At 42.7% G+C, this 17129-nt stretch carries 15 protein-coding genes and 1 pseudogene; 11 read left to right on the top strand and 5 right to left on the bottom strand.

The window, feature by feature from the left end:
- Window positions 1-55 precede the first annotated feature (55 nt).
- Both HMPREF2701_RS09785 and HMPREF2701_RS09780 read left to right on the top strand, forming a co-directional pair.
- Complete coding sequence (locus tag HMPREF2701_RS09785) at window positions 56-493, top strand: Rrf2 family transcriptional regulator (RefSeq protein WP_001166795.1); 438 nt, start codon at window positions 56-58, stop codon at window positions 491-493.
- Window positions 494-561: 68 nt separating this feature from the next.
- The gene (locus tag HMPREF2701_RS09780) at window positions 562-1581 is read left to right on the top strand and encodes a YdcF family protein (RefSeq protein ID WP_061589901.1); all 1020 of its coding nucleotides are present in this window, start codon (window positions 562-564) and stop codon (window positions 1579-1581) included.
- 286 nt (window positions 1582-1867) lie between these two features.
- Here HMPREF2701_RS09780 and HMPREF2701_RS09775 read toward each other — a convergent pair whose 3' ends face one another.
- From HMPREF2701_RS09775 to HMPREF2701_RS09755, 5 genes are all read right to left on the bottom strand, one after another.
- Window positions 1868-2650 (bottom strand): DUF4037 domain-containing protein, encoded by a 783-nt coding sequence (locus HMPREF2701_RS09775; RefSeq protein ID WP_061589900.1) that lies wholly within the window; start codon window positions 2648-2650, stop codon window positions 1868-1870.
- 129 nt (window positions 2651-2779) lie between these two features.
- Window positions 2780-3439, bottom strand: a complete 660-nt coding sequence (locus tag HMPREF2701_RS09770; protein WP_061589899.1) for an amino acid ABC transporter permease — start codon at window positions 3437-3439, stop codon at window positions 2780-2782.
- Between the two features lie 9 nt (window positions 3440-3448).
- The gene (locus HMPREF2701_RS09765) at window positions 3449-4126 is read right to left on the bottom strand and encodes an amino acid ABC transporter permease (RefSeq protein WP_000131137.1); all 678 of its coding nucleotides are present in this window, start codon (window positions 4124-4126) and stop codon (window positions 3449-3451) included.
- Window positions 4127-4138: 12 nt separating this feature from the next.
- Entirely contained in the window at window positions 4139-4933 is a 795-nt protein-coding gene (locus HMPREF2701_RS09760) for a transporter substrate-binding domain-containing protein (protein ID WP_080978017.1), read from the bottom strand.
- A gap of 10 nt (window positions 4934-4943) precedes the next feature.
- Window positions 4944-5702, bottom strand: coding sequence for an amino acid ABC transporter ATP-binding protein (locus HMPREF2701_RS09755; RefSeq protein ID WP_001229569.1), 759 nt, complete (start codon window positions 5700-5702; stop codon window positions 4944-4946).
- 175 nt (window positions 5703-5877) lie between these two features.
- Between HMPREF2701_RS09755 and recJ the strand changes: the two genes are divergently transcribed.
- The 9 genes and pseudogenes from recJ to HMPREF2701_RS09710 all read left to right on the top strand — a co-directional run bounded on the left by recJ (window position 5878) and on the right by HMPREF2701_RS09710 (window position 17097).
- On the top strand, window positions 5878-8100 hold the full coding sequence (gene recJ, locus HMPREF2701_RS09750) for a single-stranded-DNA-specific exonuclease RecJ (protein ID WP_070482928.1): 2223 nt from the start codon (window positions 5878-5880) through the stop codon (window positions 8098-8100).
- 170 nt (window positions 8101-8270) lie between these two features.
- Window positions 8271-9932, top strand: a complete 1662-nt coding sequence (locus tag HMPREF2701_RS09745) for a ribonuclease J (protein WP_061589897.1) — start codon at window positions 8271-8273, stop codon at window positions 9930-9932.
- Window positions 9933-9999: 67 nt separating this feature from the next.
- A complete protein-coding gene (locus HMPREF2701_RS09740; protein ID WP_061589896.1) occupies window positions 10000-10779 on the top strand; it encodes an alpha/beta hydrolase in 780 nt (259 codons plus the stop codon).
- A 62-nt stretch (window positions 10780-10841) separates the two neighbouring features.
- Window positions 10842-11543: a M57 family metalloprotease gene (locus HMPREF2701_RS09735; RefSeq protein WP_070482894.1), complete on the top strand. Its 702-nt coding sequence runs from the start codon at window positions 10842-10844 to the stop codon at window positions 11541-11543.
- 38 nt (window positions 11544-11581) lie between these two features.
- A complete protein-coding gene (gene uvrC, locus HMPREF2701_RS09730; RefSeq protein WP_070482891.1) occupies window positions 11582-13429 on the top strand; it encodes an excinuclease ABC subunit UvrC in 1848 nt (615 codons plus the stop codon).
- Window positions 13419-14273 (top strand): metallophosphoesterase family protein, encoded by an 855-nt coding sequence (locus HMPREF2701_RS09725; protein WP_070482887.1) that lies wholly within the window; start codon window positions 13419-13421, stop codon window positions 14271-14273. Before uvrC ends, HMPREF2701_RS09725 begins: the two co-directional genes overlap by 11 nt.
- 173 nt (window positions 14274-14446) lie before the next feature.
- Entirely contained in the window at window positions 14447-15052 is a 606-nt protein-coding gene (locus HMPREF2701_RS09720; protein ID WP_070482884.1) for a nitroreductase family protein, read from the top strand.
- A pseudogene (pepV, locus tag HMPREF2701_RS09715) lies at window positions 15030-16465 on the top strand (dipeptidase PepV). The gene HMPREF2701_RS09720 and the pseudogene pepV overlap by 23 nt, the downstream one beginning before the upstream one ends.
- A 53-nt stretch (window positions 16466-16518) precedes the next feature.
- The gene (locus HMPREF2701_RS09710) at window positions 16519-17097 is read left to right on the top strand and encodes a uracil-DNA glycosylase family protein (RefSeq protein ID WP_049546969.1); all 579 of its coding nucleotides are present in this window, start codon (window positions 16519-16521) and stop codon (window positions 17095-17097) included.
- Window positions 17098-17129: the final 32 nt, after the last annotated feature.

The following is a 17129-nucleotide window of genomic DNA, read 5'->3' as shown; positions in this document are numbered from 1 at the left end:
TAATAAAAGAAAAAGAAGAGTAGAGGCAGGGTAGCCTCGTAAAAAGGAGAAGAGGATGCAAATTCCAAGTAGATTTACCATTGCGACTCATATGCTGATAATCATTGCCCTCAAGGGGAAGGAAAGCAAGGTGACCAGTGATTTTCTGGCTGCTAGTGTCGGAGTCAATCCTGTCATTATCAGAAAAACCTTGTCCCAGTTGAAGAAGGCAGAGCTGATTTCAGTAGCGCGTGGAACAGGTGGGACAGAGATTGTCAAGGATCTCAAAGACATTAGTCTATTAGATGTTTATCAGGCTGTTGAGTGTCTTGGTAAGACTGGTCAACTCTTCAGTTTTCATGACAATCCAAATCCAAATTGTCCAGTTGGAGCCCATATTCATGATGTTTTGGATCAAAAATTGGAGAGAATCCAACTGGCTATGGAGGCTGAACTTGGTCAGACCAGTCTAGAACAGGTCGTGGCCGATGCAGAGAGTCAGATGAAGGATTAAGAGGGATAGATGCCCTCTTTTTCTCTATGTAAAATTGTGATAAAATAGAATCATTAAAGGAGGAAGAAATGTATCTCGTTATAGGAATTGTATTAGCCTTTATAGTGTCATTTTGGAAGGATAATAGAAGTTTGTGGAATCCAGTATTATTCTTATTATCCCTCATTTCCAGTTATTTTTATCTAGGCTACCTTTTTTATCAAAATGGGTATGAGAAGATTCATTTCGCTTTTTTTATATTTTCCTTTATTTTACTTCCGATACTGATTTTTCTAGGTGGCATCTTTTTAATCTATAATGGCCTTATCCTGCTGAAGCGAGAGGGGCGTTCAAAGGCTAATTATCTCTCAATGCTCCTTGGAATAGTCATTTTGCTATTTTTTGCTTTGATGTCATTTCGATTGGGCGATAGAAATGAATTATTTTACACCAATCACTTTCTAAACATTTTATTTGCATTTATTGCTTATTCTTACTTTATTTTTGGTTTTGCTTTTGTGGGTTTTATGCTGTACTCTATCTTGTATCTCTTTATTCCTAAGAAGAAGCATTATGATTTTATCATCATTCATGGTGCAGGTTTGTTAGACGGAGAAAAGGTAACACCTTTGCTAAAGAGGAGAATTGATAAGGCAGTAGAAGCTTACCACAAGTCTAAGAATCCTCGTATCAAAATCATAGCTAGCGGTGGTCAAGGAGGAGATGAGAAGATTTCTGAAGCTCAGGCAATTTGTAATTATTTGTTGGAAGAGACGGATGTTCCGAGAGAAGCAATTCTCCTAGAGGAAGACTCAACGACAACCTATGAGAATCTTCTCTTCTCAAAAGAAATGGGAGAGAGGCTGGTGACCAGTCCACGTTTTCTCTTTGTGACCAATGATTACCATGTTTTTCGTACCAGTACCTATGCTCGCCGTATTGGGATGAAGGGAGATGGTCTTGGTTGCCGTACAGCCGCCTACTATATCCCATCGGCCTTTATCAGAGAATATATTGCTCTATGTGTGAAGATGAGATGGCTTTTTATCACCCTCTATGTTTTGTTGATTTTAGCTCTGATTTTCTCTTATAGAGGTGTTCTATGGTAATATGTAAAATTCATATTGTAATTCTTGTTAGAATCTCTAAAAAATCTTGTAGTAACCCTAAGGCAAAAAGTGTCACTAGTAATGAAAGATCAGGGTAAGTGATTGTGAGTGCGGTTTTTGGAACGGCTTCATGATTGCTTGTCAATCAATTGAACAATTTCTAACCTAGTTGCAGATTTTCAGAGAGAGTCAAAAATAGGCAACTGAATATGAGTAGACTAGAATTTTACAGTCAACGACAAATAAAAATGTGAACAACAATAGAGGTTCACATTTTCTTTTTGGTCTATGGCAAAATGGCTTTTAGTTCCTTCAGGATAGTTTGCAAGGTTACGATCGCTTGTTCTCCTTGTTGTGGTTGATAGAGTAGTTGGAAATACTTGCGAATAGTTTCTTCAAATTGCTTAGGGAGGAGAGTACAATGGGCCTTTGCATACTCCAGCATCCGTTTTTCACCAGGATGGGTTTGCTCATTGAGCGCAAATAACAAGTCAAAGTAGGAAGCAAAAAACTCACTCGTACGATGATTCATACTGAGAAGATCTTGGCGTTTGATAGCTTTTTCTATTTGGTGAGAGAAGGCAGGCATGGCTTGTTCTAGCAAAAGGAGTTGCCTTTCGATGATATGCTTTTTGAGTTCCTGTGGATAGGGAATCTGGTAAGTCTTTTGGAGATAAGCGTAGTGTCCATTTGGATCGTATAGAATCTTGCTGTGGAGTAGATTATGCCACATGCAAGTTGTATAAGCATTTTGAGCTTTGTGTTGAAAAACGGTTGAGTTCAATTCCTGTTCAAACGACTCCATCGAACGATAAATCAACTCGATTTCGATACCGTTGTTTAGTACACAGTCGTCCTCTAACTCCCAAAACTGGTTTCCAATTTCCATATAGGAGCAGTATTTACTCAAAATTTTGAGGCGAGTCGCCTCATCAATAGAAGAGTTGAGGTAGACATAAACGTCATAGTCAGAATTTTGATCATAGTTTTGTCCTGCACGAGAGCCACCAAGAGCGATAGCTTCTACTTGTTCCAGTTGAGAGAATTCTTTGCAAAGTTCGTGTATCATGATTTTTCTCCTTGCTTTATGGTTTTAAAGTCATTTTACCAAAAAGTAAAACGTTTGCATAGTATTAGGTTGCTCTTTTTCATTTATAGAAAAAAATGTGAACCCTTGTTTTGAGTTCACATTTCTTTTTTATTCTGCAGCTTGTTGCCAACGTTTTGCTAGCTTATGAGACAGGCTGGAGATGGCAAAGTTAAAGATAAAGTAAATCAAGGCAATCAGGATATAAAGACTGAAGACCTGCTCAGGTTCGAAATAACGGCCCATGAGAATTTGGCTAGCTCCAAATAGTTCTTGTAGGGCGATGACAGAGTAGAGAAGACTGGTATCCTTAATCACGGTTACAAACTGAGAAATGATGGCTGGCAACATTTTGCGAATGGCTTGTGGGAGAATGATGTGGTAAAGGATTTGGGTTGATGTAAATCCTTGTGACATTCCTGCTTCGTACTGCCCCTTGTCTACGGCATTGAGACCGCCTCGGATAATCTCAGCTAGGGCTGCTGATGTAAAGAGGGTGAAGGCAGTGATTCCTGCTGGAGTGGATTTCATTTTGAACACCAAAAAGATAGTAAAAATCCAGAGAAGGTTGGGAACGTTACGCACAAACTCGATGTAAATGCTGGAGATGATACGTAAGATAGGATTTTTCCCATTTCTCATGACAGCTAGCACCGTACCGATGAGGGTAGAGAGGACGATGGCAATCAGAGAAATGTAGAGGGTCAAGCCAAATCCTTTAAAGATAAAGACTAGGTTATCTGGGGTCAAAACTTCTAAAATGGATTCCATAGTAACCTCCTAAAGTGAATAGGCTTTTTTGTTGGCTTGCTCCATCTTGCGACCAAACTGGGCAACAGGGAAGCATAGAGAAAAGTAGAGAAGGGCAGCGCCTAGAAAGGCTGGAATGTAGTTTCCGTTAAGTGCCGACCAAGACTTGGTCACAAACATCAAGTCCACTCCAGAGATGATAGCGACGGTGGAGGTATTTTTGATGAGGTTGACGATTTGGTTGGTCAAAGGAGGGAGAATAATACGGAAGGCCTGAGGCAAGATAATCAAGCGCATGGCACTGATATAGGTAAAACCTTGCGACAAGGCGGCCTCCATCTGACCACTAGGAATAGACTGAATCCCTGAGCGAATCACCTCAGCGATATAGGCGCCGTGATAAAGTCCGACGCAGAGAACAGCTGTCCAATAAATCGGAATCATGATGATATGGTCACTGATAAGAGGTAGGCCATAAAAAACGATAACAAACTGCACCAAGAGGGGAGTATTTTGGTAAAATTCGACAAAGATACGAGCCAAAATTCTCAAAATTGGACGTTTACTGGTCGACATAGCTCCGAAGAAGATACCCAAAACCATGGCGAGGATAAAAGATCCGATTGCTAGGGCAAGAGTAAAGAGGAAGCCATTGAAAAATTGTCCAAAATCCTGAAAATAGGCTGTCCAAGATGATAAATCTGTCATAGGGTGTCCTCCTTAATCTGCGGTATGGCTAGATGGTTTGAGCTTGTATCGGTCATAGAGTTTCTGCAAACTACCATCCTTGCTCCATTTAGTAACCAAGTTATCAAGATAATTGTTTAGCTCGGTATTTGATTTCTTGGTAACGATACCGTAGTCAGATGGTTTGAAACTATCATCTAATAGCACTGTGCGCTTGCTGATGTAGCCAGACAGAATCGAGCGGTCAACGGAAAAGGCATCGATACGGTGAGCATGCAGGGAAGTAATCAATTCTGGGTAGGAACCAAGTTCGACGAATTTAAACTTCAGACCTTTCTTTTTACCCAGTTCAGTAATCAGGCGTTGGGTGATGGAACCTTGGGCAACTCCGATGGTTTTGCCGTTTAGGTCCTCAATCTTTTTGATTTTGGCAGATTTATTGACCAAAAATCCAGAAGCATCTGTGTAGTAAGGGCTGGTAAAGTTGTAGAGTTTTTTGCGTTCGTCTGTGATGGTGAAGGTTGCGATATCCATATCGACCTGTTCATTGTCTAGGAGGGGTCCACGGGTTTGAGCGGTAACAGGCACATAGCGAACTTTGACCTTGAGCTCATCTGCTACCATTTTGGCCAAGTCGGTTTCGATACCAGAATAGGTCCCTGTCTTGGGATCCTTATAGCCAAAGTTGGGAACGTCTTGTTTGACACCGACAACTAGTTCGCCTCTCTTTTGAATATCTGCGACACTGGTGTCGGCCTGAACTGGTTTTGCAGCAGCAAGGCCGAAAAGGCTAATCAATAATGCGGATAAAAAGAATTTCTTTTTCATAGGCGCCTCCTTATTTGACTTTGTCACTTTCGTGGTTGATGATTTTGCTGAGGAATTGTTGGGCACGGGGTTCGCTTGGATTGTCGAAAAAGTCATCAACATCTGTCGTATCCACCAAAACTTCTCCGTCAGCCATAAAAATGATGCGGTCGGCAACTTCACGGGCAAAGCCCATTTCATGGGTCACGACAATCATATTCATACCATCGTGGGCTAATTTTTGCATAACTGCCAAAACATCGCCGATAGTTTCAGGGTCAAGAGCAGATGTTGGTTCATCAAAGAGGAGGAGTTCAGGATGCATAGCGAGGCCACGTGCGATGGCAATCCGTTGTTTTTGTCCACCAGAAAGCATGGCTGGATAAGAATCTTTCTTGTCCCACATATTAACAAATTCCAGATATTTTTGGGCTGTTTTTTCAGCTTCTTTTTTATCAATTCCTAGAACTTTTATGGGTGCTAGTGTTACGTTTTCTAACACTGTTTTATGCGGATAGAGGTTGAAATGCTGGAAAACCATGCCGACTTCCTTGCGGAGAGGAACCAAATCTTTCTGACTGGCACCAGCAACTTGGTGACCATTTACTAGAAGACTTCCCTTGTCGACAGCCTCCAAACCATTGATGGTGCGGATAAGAGTGGATTTTCCAGAACCAGATGGTCCGAGTAGGACAACGACTTGCCCTTTTTCAAAACGGAGATTGATGTCGCGGAGTGCGTGGTAGTCTCCGTAATATTTTTCGACGTGTTCAAATTCTACTAAAGCCATAAGGAATCTCCTTTGTGTTAGATTTTATAACACGATTCTACACCAAAAGAATGGCCTTGTCAAATCATATCTGAAAAATTCACTAAAATTTTATAAAAAAGCAATCTGGATAGAGAAAAAGCCTAAATCATGTTATAATGAAGCAATAGAATTCTTAGAAAGAGTGGATGTCTTTTTGATAACACCTACTTATGAATGGCAGTTTGCCCCGCAGGTTGAAGATGCGGATTTTACAAAGATAGCCAAGAAGGCTGGACTGGGTCCTGAGGTGGCTCGGTTATTATTTGAAAGAGGAATTCAGGACCAAGAAAGTCTGAAGAAGTTTTTAGAACCTTCTTTGGAGGACTTGCACGACCCTTATCTGCTCCATGATATGGACAAGGCAGTAGAACGGATTCGTCAGGCCATTGAAGAAGGGGAAAATATTCTCATCTATGGTGACTACGATGCGGATGGCATGACTTCGGCTTCGATTGTGAAGGAAAGTTTGGAACAGCTTGGTGCTGAGTGCCGTGTTTATTTGCCAAATCGTTTTACTGATGGCTATGGACCTAATGCCAGTGTTTACAAATATTTTATCGAGCAAGAAGGAATTTCCTTGATTGTGACAGTGGACAATGGGGTTGCTGGTCACGAGGCGATTGCATTGGCCCAGTCTATGGGAGTAGATGTTATTGTGACTGACCACCATTCTATGCCTGAAACCTTGCCAGATGCTTACGCTATCATCCACCCTGAACATCCAGATGCGGACTATCCTTTCAAATATTTGGCTGGTTGCGGAGTAGCTTTCAAGTTGGCTTGTGCCCTTTTAGAAGAAGTGCAAGTTGAATTGCTTGATTTGGTTGCTATTGGTACCATTGCAGATATGGTCAGTTTGACAGATGAGAACCGTATTCTAGTTCAATATGGTCTGGAAATGTTGGGGCATACTCAACGAATTGGTCTGCAAGAAATGCTGGACATGGCTGGGATTGCTGCTAACGAAGTAACAGAAGAAACGGTTGGTTTCCAGATTGCCCCTCGTTTGAATGCCTTGGGTCGCTTGGATGATCCCAATCCTGCCATTGATTTGTTGACTGGATTTGATGATGAGGAAGTACATGAGATTGCCTTCATGATTCATCAGAAAAATGAAGAGCGCAAGGAAATCGTTCAGTCTATCTATGAAGAAGCCAAGACCATGGTGGATCCTGAGAAGAAGGTTCAAGTCTTGGCCAAGGAAGGTTGGAATCCTGGAGTTCTGGGTATCGTTGCTGGGCGCTTGCTGGAAGAGTTGGGGCAGACAGTCATCGTTCTTAATATAGAGGACGGTCGTGCCAAGGGTAGTGCTCGTAGTGTGGAAGCGGTTGATATTTTTGAGGCTCTGGATCCTCATCGAGACCTCTTTATCGCATTTGGTGGTCATGCTGGTGCGGCGGGCATGACGCTGGAAGTTGAGAAACTCTCAGATTTATCTCAGGTCTTGGAAGATTATGTTCGTGAAAAAGGCGCAGATGCTGCTGGCAAGAACAAGTTAAACTTAGATGAAGAGCTGGATTTGGAGACTTTGAGTCTTGAAACAGTCAAGAACTTTGAGCGCTTGGCACCTTTTGGCATGGATAATCAGAAACCTGTCTTCTATATCAAGGATTTTCAGGTCGAAAGTGCCCGTACTATGGGTGCAGGCAATGCCCATCTCAAGCTGAAAATTTCTAAGGGTGAGGCGAGTTTTGAAGTGATAGCCTTCGGTCAAGGCAGATGGGCAACAGAGTTTGCCCAAACCAAGAATCTAGAGTTGGCAGTTAGATTGTCTGTCAACCAATGGAATGGCCAAACTGCCCTGCAGTTGATGATGGTGGATGCGCGTGTGGAGGGTGTTCAACTCTTTAACATTCGTGGGAAAAATGCAGTCTTGCCAGAAGGAGTTCCAGTCTTGGATTTTGCTGGAGAACTGCCAGATATAGCGACTAGCGAAGCGGTTGTCGTAAAAACTATTCCTGAGGATATTACTCTTTTGAAGACCATTTTTCAGGAACAGAATTTCTCTGCTGTCTATTTCAAAAATGACATTGACAAGGCCTACTATCTGACAGGTTATGGAACTAGAGAGCAGTTTGCTAAATTGTACAAGACTATCTACCAGTTCCCAGAGTTTGATATTCGCTATAAGCTCAAGGATTTGGCTGCTTATCTCAATATTCAGCAAATCTTGCTGGTCAAGATGATTCAAGTGTTTGAAGAACTAGGTTTTGTGACAATCAAAGATGGTGTCATGACAGTCAATAAAGAGGCGCCAAAGCGGGAAATCGGAGAAAGTCAGATTTACCAAAATCTCAAACAAACCGTCAAAGACCAAGAAATGATGGCGCTGGGTACCGTGCAAGAAATTTATGACTTTTTAATGGAAAAAGAGTAGACGATAGGAAAGAGTTGGGAAACCAGCTCTTTTTTGAAAATAAATCTTCATTTTGAAAATCATTAAAAAAATGGTATAATGGTAGGAAAAGATTCGGCTAAAAGTAGTGCTTTTAGAATAAGAGGGTAAGCAACCCTATAATCAAGATAAATTAAGCTTTCGGAGGCAAAATGAGTAATATCAGTTTAACAACACTTGGTGGTGTACGTGAAAACGGGAAAAATATGTATATCGCTGAAATCGATGGATCTATTTTCGTTTTGGATGCAGGTCTAAAATACCCTGAAAATGAACAACTAGGGGTAGATGTGGTCATTCCAAACATGGACTACCTTTTTGAAAATAGCGATCGTATCGCTGGGGTCTTCTTGACCCACGGCCATGCGGATGCCATTGGTGCTCTTCCTTATCTCTTGGCGGAAGCCAAGGTACCTGTATTTGGCTCTGAGTTGACCATTGAGTTGGCCAAACTTTTTGTTAAAGGAAATGATACAGTTAAGAAATTTAATGATTTCCATGTCATTGATGAGGATACGGAGATTGATTTTGGAGGGACTGTGGTGTCCTTCTTCCGTACGACCCACTCGATTCCAGAAAGTCTGGGTGTTATCTTGAAGACAGCTGAAGGGAGCATCGTTTATACAGGTGACTTCAAATTTGACCAGACGGCTAGTGAATCCTATGCGACAGACTTCGCTCGTTTGGCAGAAATCGGTCGTGATGGAGTTCTGGCTCTTCTTAGCGATTCAGCCAATGCAGATAGTAATATCCAAGTGGCTAGTGAAAGTGAAGTTGGGGATGAAATCACTCAAACCATTTCTGATTGGGATGGACGTATTATCGTCGCAGCAGTAGCCAGCAACCTCTCTCGTATCCAGCAGGTGTTTGACGCTGCGGATGCAACAGGCCGCCGTGTGGTCTTGACAGGATTTGATATTGAAAATATCGTCCGCACGGCTATTCGACTGAAGAAATTGTCTCTAGCTAACGAGAGTCTTTTGATTAAGCCAAAAGATATGTCTCGCTTTGAAGACCATGAGTTGATTATCCTTGAGACAGGTCGTATGGGTGAGCCTATCAACGGTCTTCGCAAGATGTCGATTGGTCGCCACCGTTATGTGGAAATCAAGGACGGTGACCTGGTCTATATCGTAACCACTCCGTCTATCGCCAAAGAAGCAGTCATGGCGCGTGTGGAAAATATGATTTACCAAGCTGGTGGGGTTGTCAAACTGATCACCCAAAGCTTGCGCGTGTCAGGTCACGGAAATGCGCGTGATTTGCAGTTGATGATCAACCTCTTGCAACCCAAGTATCTCTTCCCGATTCAAGGGGAATACCGTGAGTTAGATGCTCATGCTAAGGCTGCTATGGCAGTTGGGATGTTGCCAGAACGCATTTTCATTCCTAAAAAGGGAACCAGCATGGCTTATGAGAATGGGGACTTTGTCCCAGCTGGAGCGGTTTCGGCAGGGGATGTCTTGATTGACGGGAATGCCATTGGTGATGTTGGAAATGTGGTTCTTCGTGACCGTAAGGTCTTGTCAGAAGATGGAATTTTCATCGTCGCAATCACCGTTAACCGTCGTGAGAAGAAAATTGTGGCCAAGGCTCGTGTTCATACGCGCGGATTTGTTTATCTGAAGAAGAGTCGCGATATTCTCCGTGAAAGTTCAGAATTGATTAATCAGACGGTAGAAGACTATCTTCAAGGAGATGACTTTGACTGGGCAGATCTTAAAGGTAAGGTTCGTGATAATCTGACCAAGTATCTCTTTGATCAAACTAAGCGTCGTCCAGCTATTTTACCAGTAGTCATGGAAGCGAAATAATTGTTGAAATAAACAGAGAGAAAGTCGAGTTTCGGCTTTTTCTTATAGAAAAATAGAGGAAAAAATTATGGCAGTAATGAAAATCGAGTATTACTCACAAGTTTTGGATATGGAGTGGGGAGTGAATGTCCTCTATCCTGATGCCAATCGAGTGGAAGAACCAGAGTGTGAAGATATTCCCGTCTTGTACCTTTTGCACGGGATGTCTGGCAATCATAATAGTTGGCTCAAGCGGACCAATGTAGAACGCTTGCTTCGTGGAACCAATCTTATCGTCGTCATGCCTAATACCAGCAACGGTTGGTATACCGATACTCAGTATGGTTTTGACTATTACACAGCTCTAGCAGAGGAATTGCCAGAGGTTTTGAAACGCTTCTTCCCTAACATGACTAGCAAGCGTGAAAAGACCTTTATCGCTGGTCTCTCTATGGGTGGCTACGGCTGTTTTAAATTAGCTCTTGCTACAAATCGTTTTTCTCATGCAGCTAGTTTTTCAGGTGCGCTTAGCTTTCAAGATTTTTCTCCTGAGAGTCAAGATCTGGGAACACCAGCGTATTGGAGAGGTGTGTTTGGGGAGATTAAAGATTGGACAGCTAGCCCCTATTCTCTTGAAAGTTTGGCTAAAAAATCGGACAAAAAGACCCAGCTTTGGGCTTGGTGCGGCGAGCAGGATTTCTTGTATGAAGCCAATAATCTGGCAGTGAAAAATCTCAAAAAATTAGGTTTTGATGTGACCTATAGCCATAGCGCTGGAACTCACGAATGGTATTACTGGGAAAAACAATTGGAACGGTTTCTAGCAACCCTGCCAATCGATTTCAAATTAGAAGAGAGATTGTCATAATTTAGCTTTCTTTCAGCTTGTTTTAGTAAAATAGTCTTCATTTGCTAGAAAGGTGGAGGGACATGCGCTGGATTTTTCGTTTGATAGGGGCTTTCTTTTCTTTTGTGTGGCGTTTGTTTTGGCGCCTGGTTTGGATAGTCGTGCTCTTATGTGCTCTTGCTTTCGGTCTTCTCTGGTATCTGAACGGGGATTTTCAAGGAGCGCTAAAGCAAGCAGAGCGGTCAGTAAAAATTGGTCAACAAAGTATCGACCAATGGGAAAAAACAGGGCAACTGCCTAAGTTGAACCAGACAGATAGCCACCAACACTCTGAAGGAAGGTGGCCGCAGGCTTCTGCTCGTATTTACCTAGATCCGCAGATGGATTCACGCTTTCAAGAAGCTTATGTAGAAGCGATTCAGAATTGGAATCAAACGGGTGCTTTTAATTTTGAAATCGTGACTGAGGCCAGCAAGGCAGATATCTTGGCTACGGAGATGAATGACGGAGGTACTCCTGTGGCAGGAGAGGCAGAAAGTCAGACCAATCTCTTGACGGGGCAATTCTTGTCTGTCACGGTACGGTTGAATCACTATTATCTGTCCAATCCTAACTATGGCTATTCCTATGAGCGCATTGTCCATACGGCAGAACATGAGTTGGGTCATGCGATTGGCTTGGACCATACAGATGAAAAGTCTGTCATGCAACCTGCGGGTTCCTTTTATGGTATCCAGGAAGTGGATGTTGCAAACCTTCGAAAAATATATGAGACTAGTGAGTAGGGAACAATCTTTCCCTACTTTTTTGCTATAATGGAACTATGAATAACTTGATTAAATCAAAACTAGAACTCTTGCCGACCAGCCCTGGTTGCTACATTCACAAGGATAAAAACGGTACCATTATCTATGTAGGAAAGGCTAAAAATCTGCGTAATCGCGTGAGGTCTTATTTCCGTGGAAGTCATGATACCAAAACAGAGGCCTTGGTGTCTGAAATTGTAGATTTTGAATTTATCGTTACTGAGTCTAATATTGAGGCACTTCTCCTAGAAATCAACCTGATCAAGGAAAACAAGCCCAAGTACAATATCATGCTCAAGGATGATAAGTCCTATCCTTTCATCAAAATCACCAATGAGCGCTATCCTCGCTTGATTATCACCCGACAGGTCAAAAAGGACGGAGGTCTCTACTTTGGACCTTATCCAGATGTGGGAGCAGCCAATGAAATCAAGCGGTTGTTGGATCGGATTTTCCCTTTTCGCAAGTGTACCAATCCACCGTCTAAGGTTTGCTTTTATTACCATATCGGCCAGTGTATGGCCCACACCATATGTAATAAAGATGAGGCTTATTTCAAGTCCATGGCTCAGGAGGTTTCTGATTTTCTGAAAGGGCAGGATAACAAAATCATTGATGACCTAAAGGGAAAAATGGCAGCGGCAGCTCAGACTATGGAATTTGAACGTGCGGCGGAATACCGTGACCTAATTCAGGCCATTGGAACGCTTCGAACCAAGCAACGGGTTATGGCCAAGGATCTCCAAAATCGGGATGTCTTTGGCTACTATGTGGACAAGGGCTGGATGTGTGTCCAGGTTTTCTTTGTCCGTCAGGGAAAACTCATTGAGCGGGATGTCAATCTCTTTCCCTATTACAATGATCCGGATGAGGACTTTCTAACCTATGTAGGACAATTCTATCAAGAAAAATCTCATCTAGTTCCCAATGAGGTGCTGATTCCGCAGGATATTGACGAAGAAGCTGTCAAGGCTTTGGTAGACACCAAGATTGTCAAACCCCAGCGTGGAGAGAAAAAGCAACTGGTCAATTTGGCTATAAAGAATGCTCGTGTTAGTCTGGAACAGAAGTTCAATCTGCTAGAGAAATCAGTCGAAAAGACCCAAGGAGCTATTGAAAATCTAGGAAGTTTGCTCCAAATCCCGACCCCAGTCCGTATCGAGTCCTTCGATAACTCCAACATCATGGGGACTAGCCCTGTTTCGGCTATGGTGGTCTTTGTCAACGGCAAACCAAGTAAAAAAGATTATCGTAAGTACAAAATCAAGACTGTGGTTGGACCAGACGACTATGCTAGTATGCGTGAGGTTATCCGTAGACGCTATGGTCGAGTTCAACGTGAGGGTTTGACGCCGCCAGATTTGATTGTGATTGATGGGGGACAAGGTCAAGTCAATATTGCTAAACAAGTCATCCAAGATGAACTAGGCTTGGATATTCCAATTGCTGGGCTGCAAAAGAATGATAAGCACCAAACTCATGAATTGCTCTTTGGAGATCCGCTTGAGGTGGTGGAGTTGTCTCGCAATTCTCAGGAATTTTTCCTTCTCCAACGCATCCAAGATGAGGTGCACCGCTTTGCTATCACTTTCCATCGCCAACTGCGCTCTAAGAACTCCTTTTCATCACAATTGGATGGAATTGAAGGGCTGGGACCTAAACGCAAGCAAAATCTTATGAAGCATTTCAAGTCTCTGACCAAAATCAAGGAAGCCAGTGTGGATGAGATTGTCGAAGTTGGAGTACCAAGAGCAGTAGCAGAGGCTGTGCAGAGGAAGTTGAACCCGCAGGAAGCAGAAGCCTTAGCTCAAGTTGCGGAAGAACAAGTAGATTATCAAACAGAAGGAGAACACAATGAATTATAAAATCGCAATTTTATCAGATATTCATGGAAATACGACAGCTTTAGAAGCAGTGATTGCAGATGCTAAAAATCAAGGAGTCAGTGAATACTGGCTTCTGGGAGATATTTTTCTTCCCGGTCCAGGTGCAAGTGACTTGGTAGCCCTGCTAAAGGACCTTCCTATCACAGCCAGTGTTCGAGGCAATTGGGATGATTGTGTCCTTGAGGCCTTGGATGGTGAATACGGTTTGGAAGATCCACAAGAAATCCAGTCAATGCGAATGACTCAGTTTTTGATGGAGCGAATGGATCCTGCAACGATTGTCTGGCTACGAAGCTTGCCTTTGCTGGAAAAGAAAGAAGTTGAGGGGCTGCGCTTTTCTATCTCTCATAATTTACCTGACAAAAACTATGGTGGGGATCTACTGGTTGGGAATGATACAGAAAAATTTGACCAACTGCTAGATGAGGAAACGGACGTGGCAGTCTATGGTCATGTCCACAAGCAGTTGCTTCGTTACGGCAGTCAAGGGCAACAAATCATCAATCCAGGGTCGATTGGCATGCCCTATTTTAATTGGGAGGCGTTAAAAAATCACCGTGCCCAGTATGCCGTGATAGAAGTTGAAGATGGGGAATTGGTAAATATCCTATTTCGTAAAGTCGCTTATGATTATGAAGCGGAGTTGGAATTGGCCAAGTCCAAGGGGCTTCCCTTTATCGAAATGTATGAAGAACTGCGTCGTGACGATAACTATCAGGGGCACAATCTGGAACTATTAGCAAGCTTAATAGAAAAGCATGGGTATGTAGAGGATGTGAAGGATTTCTTGGAGGCTATAAAGTCAGAATATAAGATAGACTAGTTTCTTTAAGTAACTGAAAATTAATTGGAACTGGATGAGGGGATTCCTGTTTTAAATGGTTTTCTTCATTCGGTTGCTTATCCTTGTTCCAATTTCTTTCTATGAAAAATCTCTGCAAGCTCTTTCAAAATATGGTAGAATGGAAGTAGTAGAATTAGAAAAGGAAATCGATTATGAAATTTCTTGAATTAAATAAAAAACGTCATGCGACTAAGCATTTCACTGATAAGCCAGTTGATCCAAAAGATGTGCGTACGGCTATCGAAATTGCAACCTTGGCACCAAGTGCCCACAACAGCCAACCTTGGAAATTTGTGGTAGTACGTGAGAAAAATACCGAACTGGCAAAATTGGCTTACGGTTCAAACTTTGAACAGGTATCATCAGCGCCTGTAACTATTGCCTTGTTTACAGACACAGATTTGTCTAAACGTGCTCGTAAGATTGCCCGAGTTGGTGGTGCTAATAACTTTTCTGAAGAACAACTTCAATATTTCATGAAGAATTTACCTGCGGAATTTGCCCGTTACAATGAACAACAAGTCAGCGACTACCTAGCCCTCAATGCAGGTTTGGTTGCTATGAACTTGGTTTTGGCTCTTACAGATCAGGGAATCGGATCAAATCTGATTCTTGGTTTTGACAAATCAAAAGTCAACGAAGTTTTGGAAATCGAAGACCGCTTCCGCCCAGAACTCTTGATTACAGTGGGTTATACAGACGAAAAATTGGAACCAAGCTACCGCTTGCCAGTAGATGAAATCATTGAGAAAAGATAGAAAGAAGAAAGAAATGACAACAATTGATTTTACAGCAGAAGTAGAAAAACGCAAAGAAGACCTCTTGGCTGACTTGTTTAGCCTTTTGGAAATCAACTCAGAACGTGATGACAGCAAGGTTGATGCTGAACATCCATTTGGGCCTGGTCCAGTAAAGGCCTTGGAAAAATTCCTTGAAATAGCAGATCGTGATGGCTATCCAACTAAGAATGTCGATAACTATGCAGGACATTTTGAGTTTGGTGATGGAGAAGAAGTTCTCGGAATCTTTGCCCATATGGATGTGGTTCCTGCTGGTAGCGGTTGGGATACAGATCCTTATACACCGACTATCAAAGACGGTCGTCTTTATGCGCGTGGGGCTTCGGACGACAAGGGGCCTACAACAGCTTGTTACTATGGTTTGAAAATCATCAAAGAATTGGGCCTTCCAACTTCTAAAAAAGTTCGCTTCATCGTTGGAACTGATGAAGAATCAGGCTGGGCGGACATGGACTACTACTTTGAGCACGTAGGTCTTGCCAAACCAGACTTTGGTTTCTCTCCAGACGCTGAGTTCCCTATCATCAATGGTGAAAAGGAAACATCACAGAATACCTCCACTTTGCAGGAGAAAATACAGGTGCAGCCCGTCTTCATAGTTTCACAGGTGGTTTGCGTGAAAATATGGTGCCTGAATCAGCAACAGCGGTTGTTTCAGGAGATTTGACTGACTTGCAAGCTAAACTAGATGCTTTTGTTGCAGAACACAAACTTAGAGGAGAACTCCAAGAAGAAAACGGCCAATACAAGGTGACGATCATTGGTAAATCAGCCCACGGTGCTATGCCTGCTTCAGGTGTCAATGGTGCAACCTACCTAGCTCTCTTCCTCAGCCAGTTTGACTTTGCTGGTCCAGCCAAAGACTACCTTGACATCGCTGGTAAGATTCTCTTGAACGACCACGAGGGGGAAAATCTCAAGATTGCCCATGTGGATGAAAAGATGGGTGCCCTTTCTATGAATGCCGGCGTCTTCCGCTTTGATGAAACAAGCGCTGATAATACCATTGCCCTTAATATCCGCTATCCAAAAGGAACAAGTCCAGAGCAAATCAAGTCAATCCTTGAAAACTTGTCAGTTGCTTCTGTTAGCCTTTCTGAGCACGGGCATACCCCTCACTATGTGCCAATGGAAGATCCACTTGTGCAAACCTTGTTGAATGTCTATGAAAAACAAACTGGCCTTAAAGGTCACGAGCAAGTTATCGGTGGTGGAACCTTTGGTCGTTTGCTCGAACGCGGAGTTGCCTACGGTGCCATGTTCCCAGACTCAATTGACACCATGCACCAAGCCAATGAATTTATCGCCTTGGACGATCTCTTCCGAGCTGCAGCAATCTATGCCGAAGCTATTTATGAATTGATCAAATAAAACGATAGAAGTCTGAGATTGTATGCTTAGACTTCTTTTTGGAGGGAAAGTAGATGTCTCAAATCGAAAGAATCAAGCAAGCCATTATGGCGGATCCGCAGAATGCTACCTATACAAAGCGTGGCATCGAGCCTCTCTTTGCAGCGCCAAAGACTGCTCGCATCAATATCATCGGTCAAGCGCCTGGTCTTAAAACCCAAGAAGCAGGCCTTTACTGGAAAGATAAGAGTGGTGACCGCTTGCGCGACTGGCTAGGTGTGGATGAAGATACCTTTTACAATTCAGGATATTTTGCTGTTCTGCCTATGGATTTCTACTTTCCAGGGCATGGCAAGTCAGGTGATTTACCACCGAGAACTGGCTTTGCTGAAAAATGGCATCCACAGCTCTTGCAAGAATTACCAGATATTCAATTGACCCTCTTGATTGGGCAATATGCCCAGGCCTACTATTTACAGGAGAAAGTCAGTGGCAAGGTGACAGAACGGGTAAAACACTACCAGAACTACTTGCCAACCTATTTTCCACTGGTACACCCCTCACCTAGAAATCAAATCTGGATGGCCAAAAATCCTTGGTTTGAGTCAGAAGTGGTGCCGGATTTGAAAAAAAGAATTAAAACTATTTTATAGTCAATGAAAATCAAAGAGCAAACTAGGAAGCT

It is taken from the genome of Streptococcus sp. HMSC077D04 (assembly GCF_001808785.1).
Classification (GTDB): domain Bacteria; phylum Bacillota; class Bacilli; order Lactobacillales; family Streptococcaceae; genus Streptococcus; species Streptococcus mitis_BX.
This window is presented reverse-complemented; position numbering and strand designations above follow the sequence as displayed.

Bases quoted from the DNA above. Each gene is read 5' to 3' on its own strand.
- HMPREF2701_RS09740 (WP_061589896.1), top strand. From the start codon at position 10,000: ATGGCAGTAATGAAAATCGAGTATTACTCACAAGTTTTGGATATGGAG.
- HMPREF2701_RS09725 (WP_070482887.1), top strand. From the start codon at position 13,419: ATGAATTATAAAATCGCAATTTTATCAGATATTCATGGAAATACGACA.
- HMPREF2701_RS09745 (WP_061589897.1), top strand. From the start codon at position 8,271: ATGAGTAATATCAGTTTAACAACACTTGGTGGTGTACGTGAAAACGGG.
- uvrC (WP_070482891.1), top strand. From the start codon at position 11,582: ATGAATAACTTGATTAAATCAAAACTAGAACTCTTGCCGACCAGCCCT.
- HMPREF2701_RS09710 (WP_049546969.1), top strand. From the start codon at position 16,519: ATGTCTCAAATCGAAAGAATCAAGCAAGCCATTATGGCGGATCCGCAG.
- HMPREF2701_RS09785 (WP_001166795.1), top strand. From the start codon at position 56: ATGCAAATTCCAAGTAGATTTACCATTGCGACTCATATGCTGATAATC.
- HMPREF2701_RS09780 (WP_061589901.1), top strand. From the start codon at position 562: ATGTATCTCGTTATAGGAATTGTATTAGCCTTTATAGTGTCATTTTGG.
- HMPREF2701_RS09755 (WP_001229569.1), bottom strand. From the start codon at position 5,702: ATGGCTTTAGTAGAATTTGAACACGTCGAAAAATATTACGGAGACTAC.
- HMPREF2701_RS09720 (WP_070482884.1), top strand. From the start codon at position 14,447: ATGAAATTTCTTGAATTAAATAAAAAACGTCATGCGACTAAGCATTTC.
- HMPREF2701_RS09765 (WP_000131137.1), bottom strand. From the start codon at position 4,126: ATGACAGATTTATCATCTTGGACAGCCTATTTTCAGGATTTTGGACAA.
- HMPREF2701_RS09775 (WP_061589900.1), bottom strand. From the start codon at position 2,650: ATGATACACGAACTTTGCAAAGAATTCTCTCAACTGGAACAAGTAGAA.
- HMPREF2701_RS09735 (WP_070482894.1), top strand. From the start codon at position 10,842: ATGCGCTGGATTTTTCGTTTGATAGGGGCTTTCTTTTCTTTTGTGTGG.
- HMPREF2701_RS09760 (WP_080978017.1), bottom strand. From the start codon at position 4,933: ATGAAAAAGAAATTCTTTTTATCCGCATTATTGATTAGCCTTTTCGGC.
- HMPREF2701_RS09770 (WP_061589899.1), bottom strand. From the start codon at position 3,439: ATGGAATCCATTTTAGAAGTTTTGACCCCAGATAACCTAGTCTTTATC.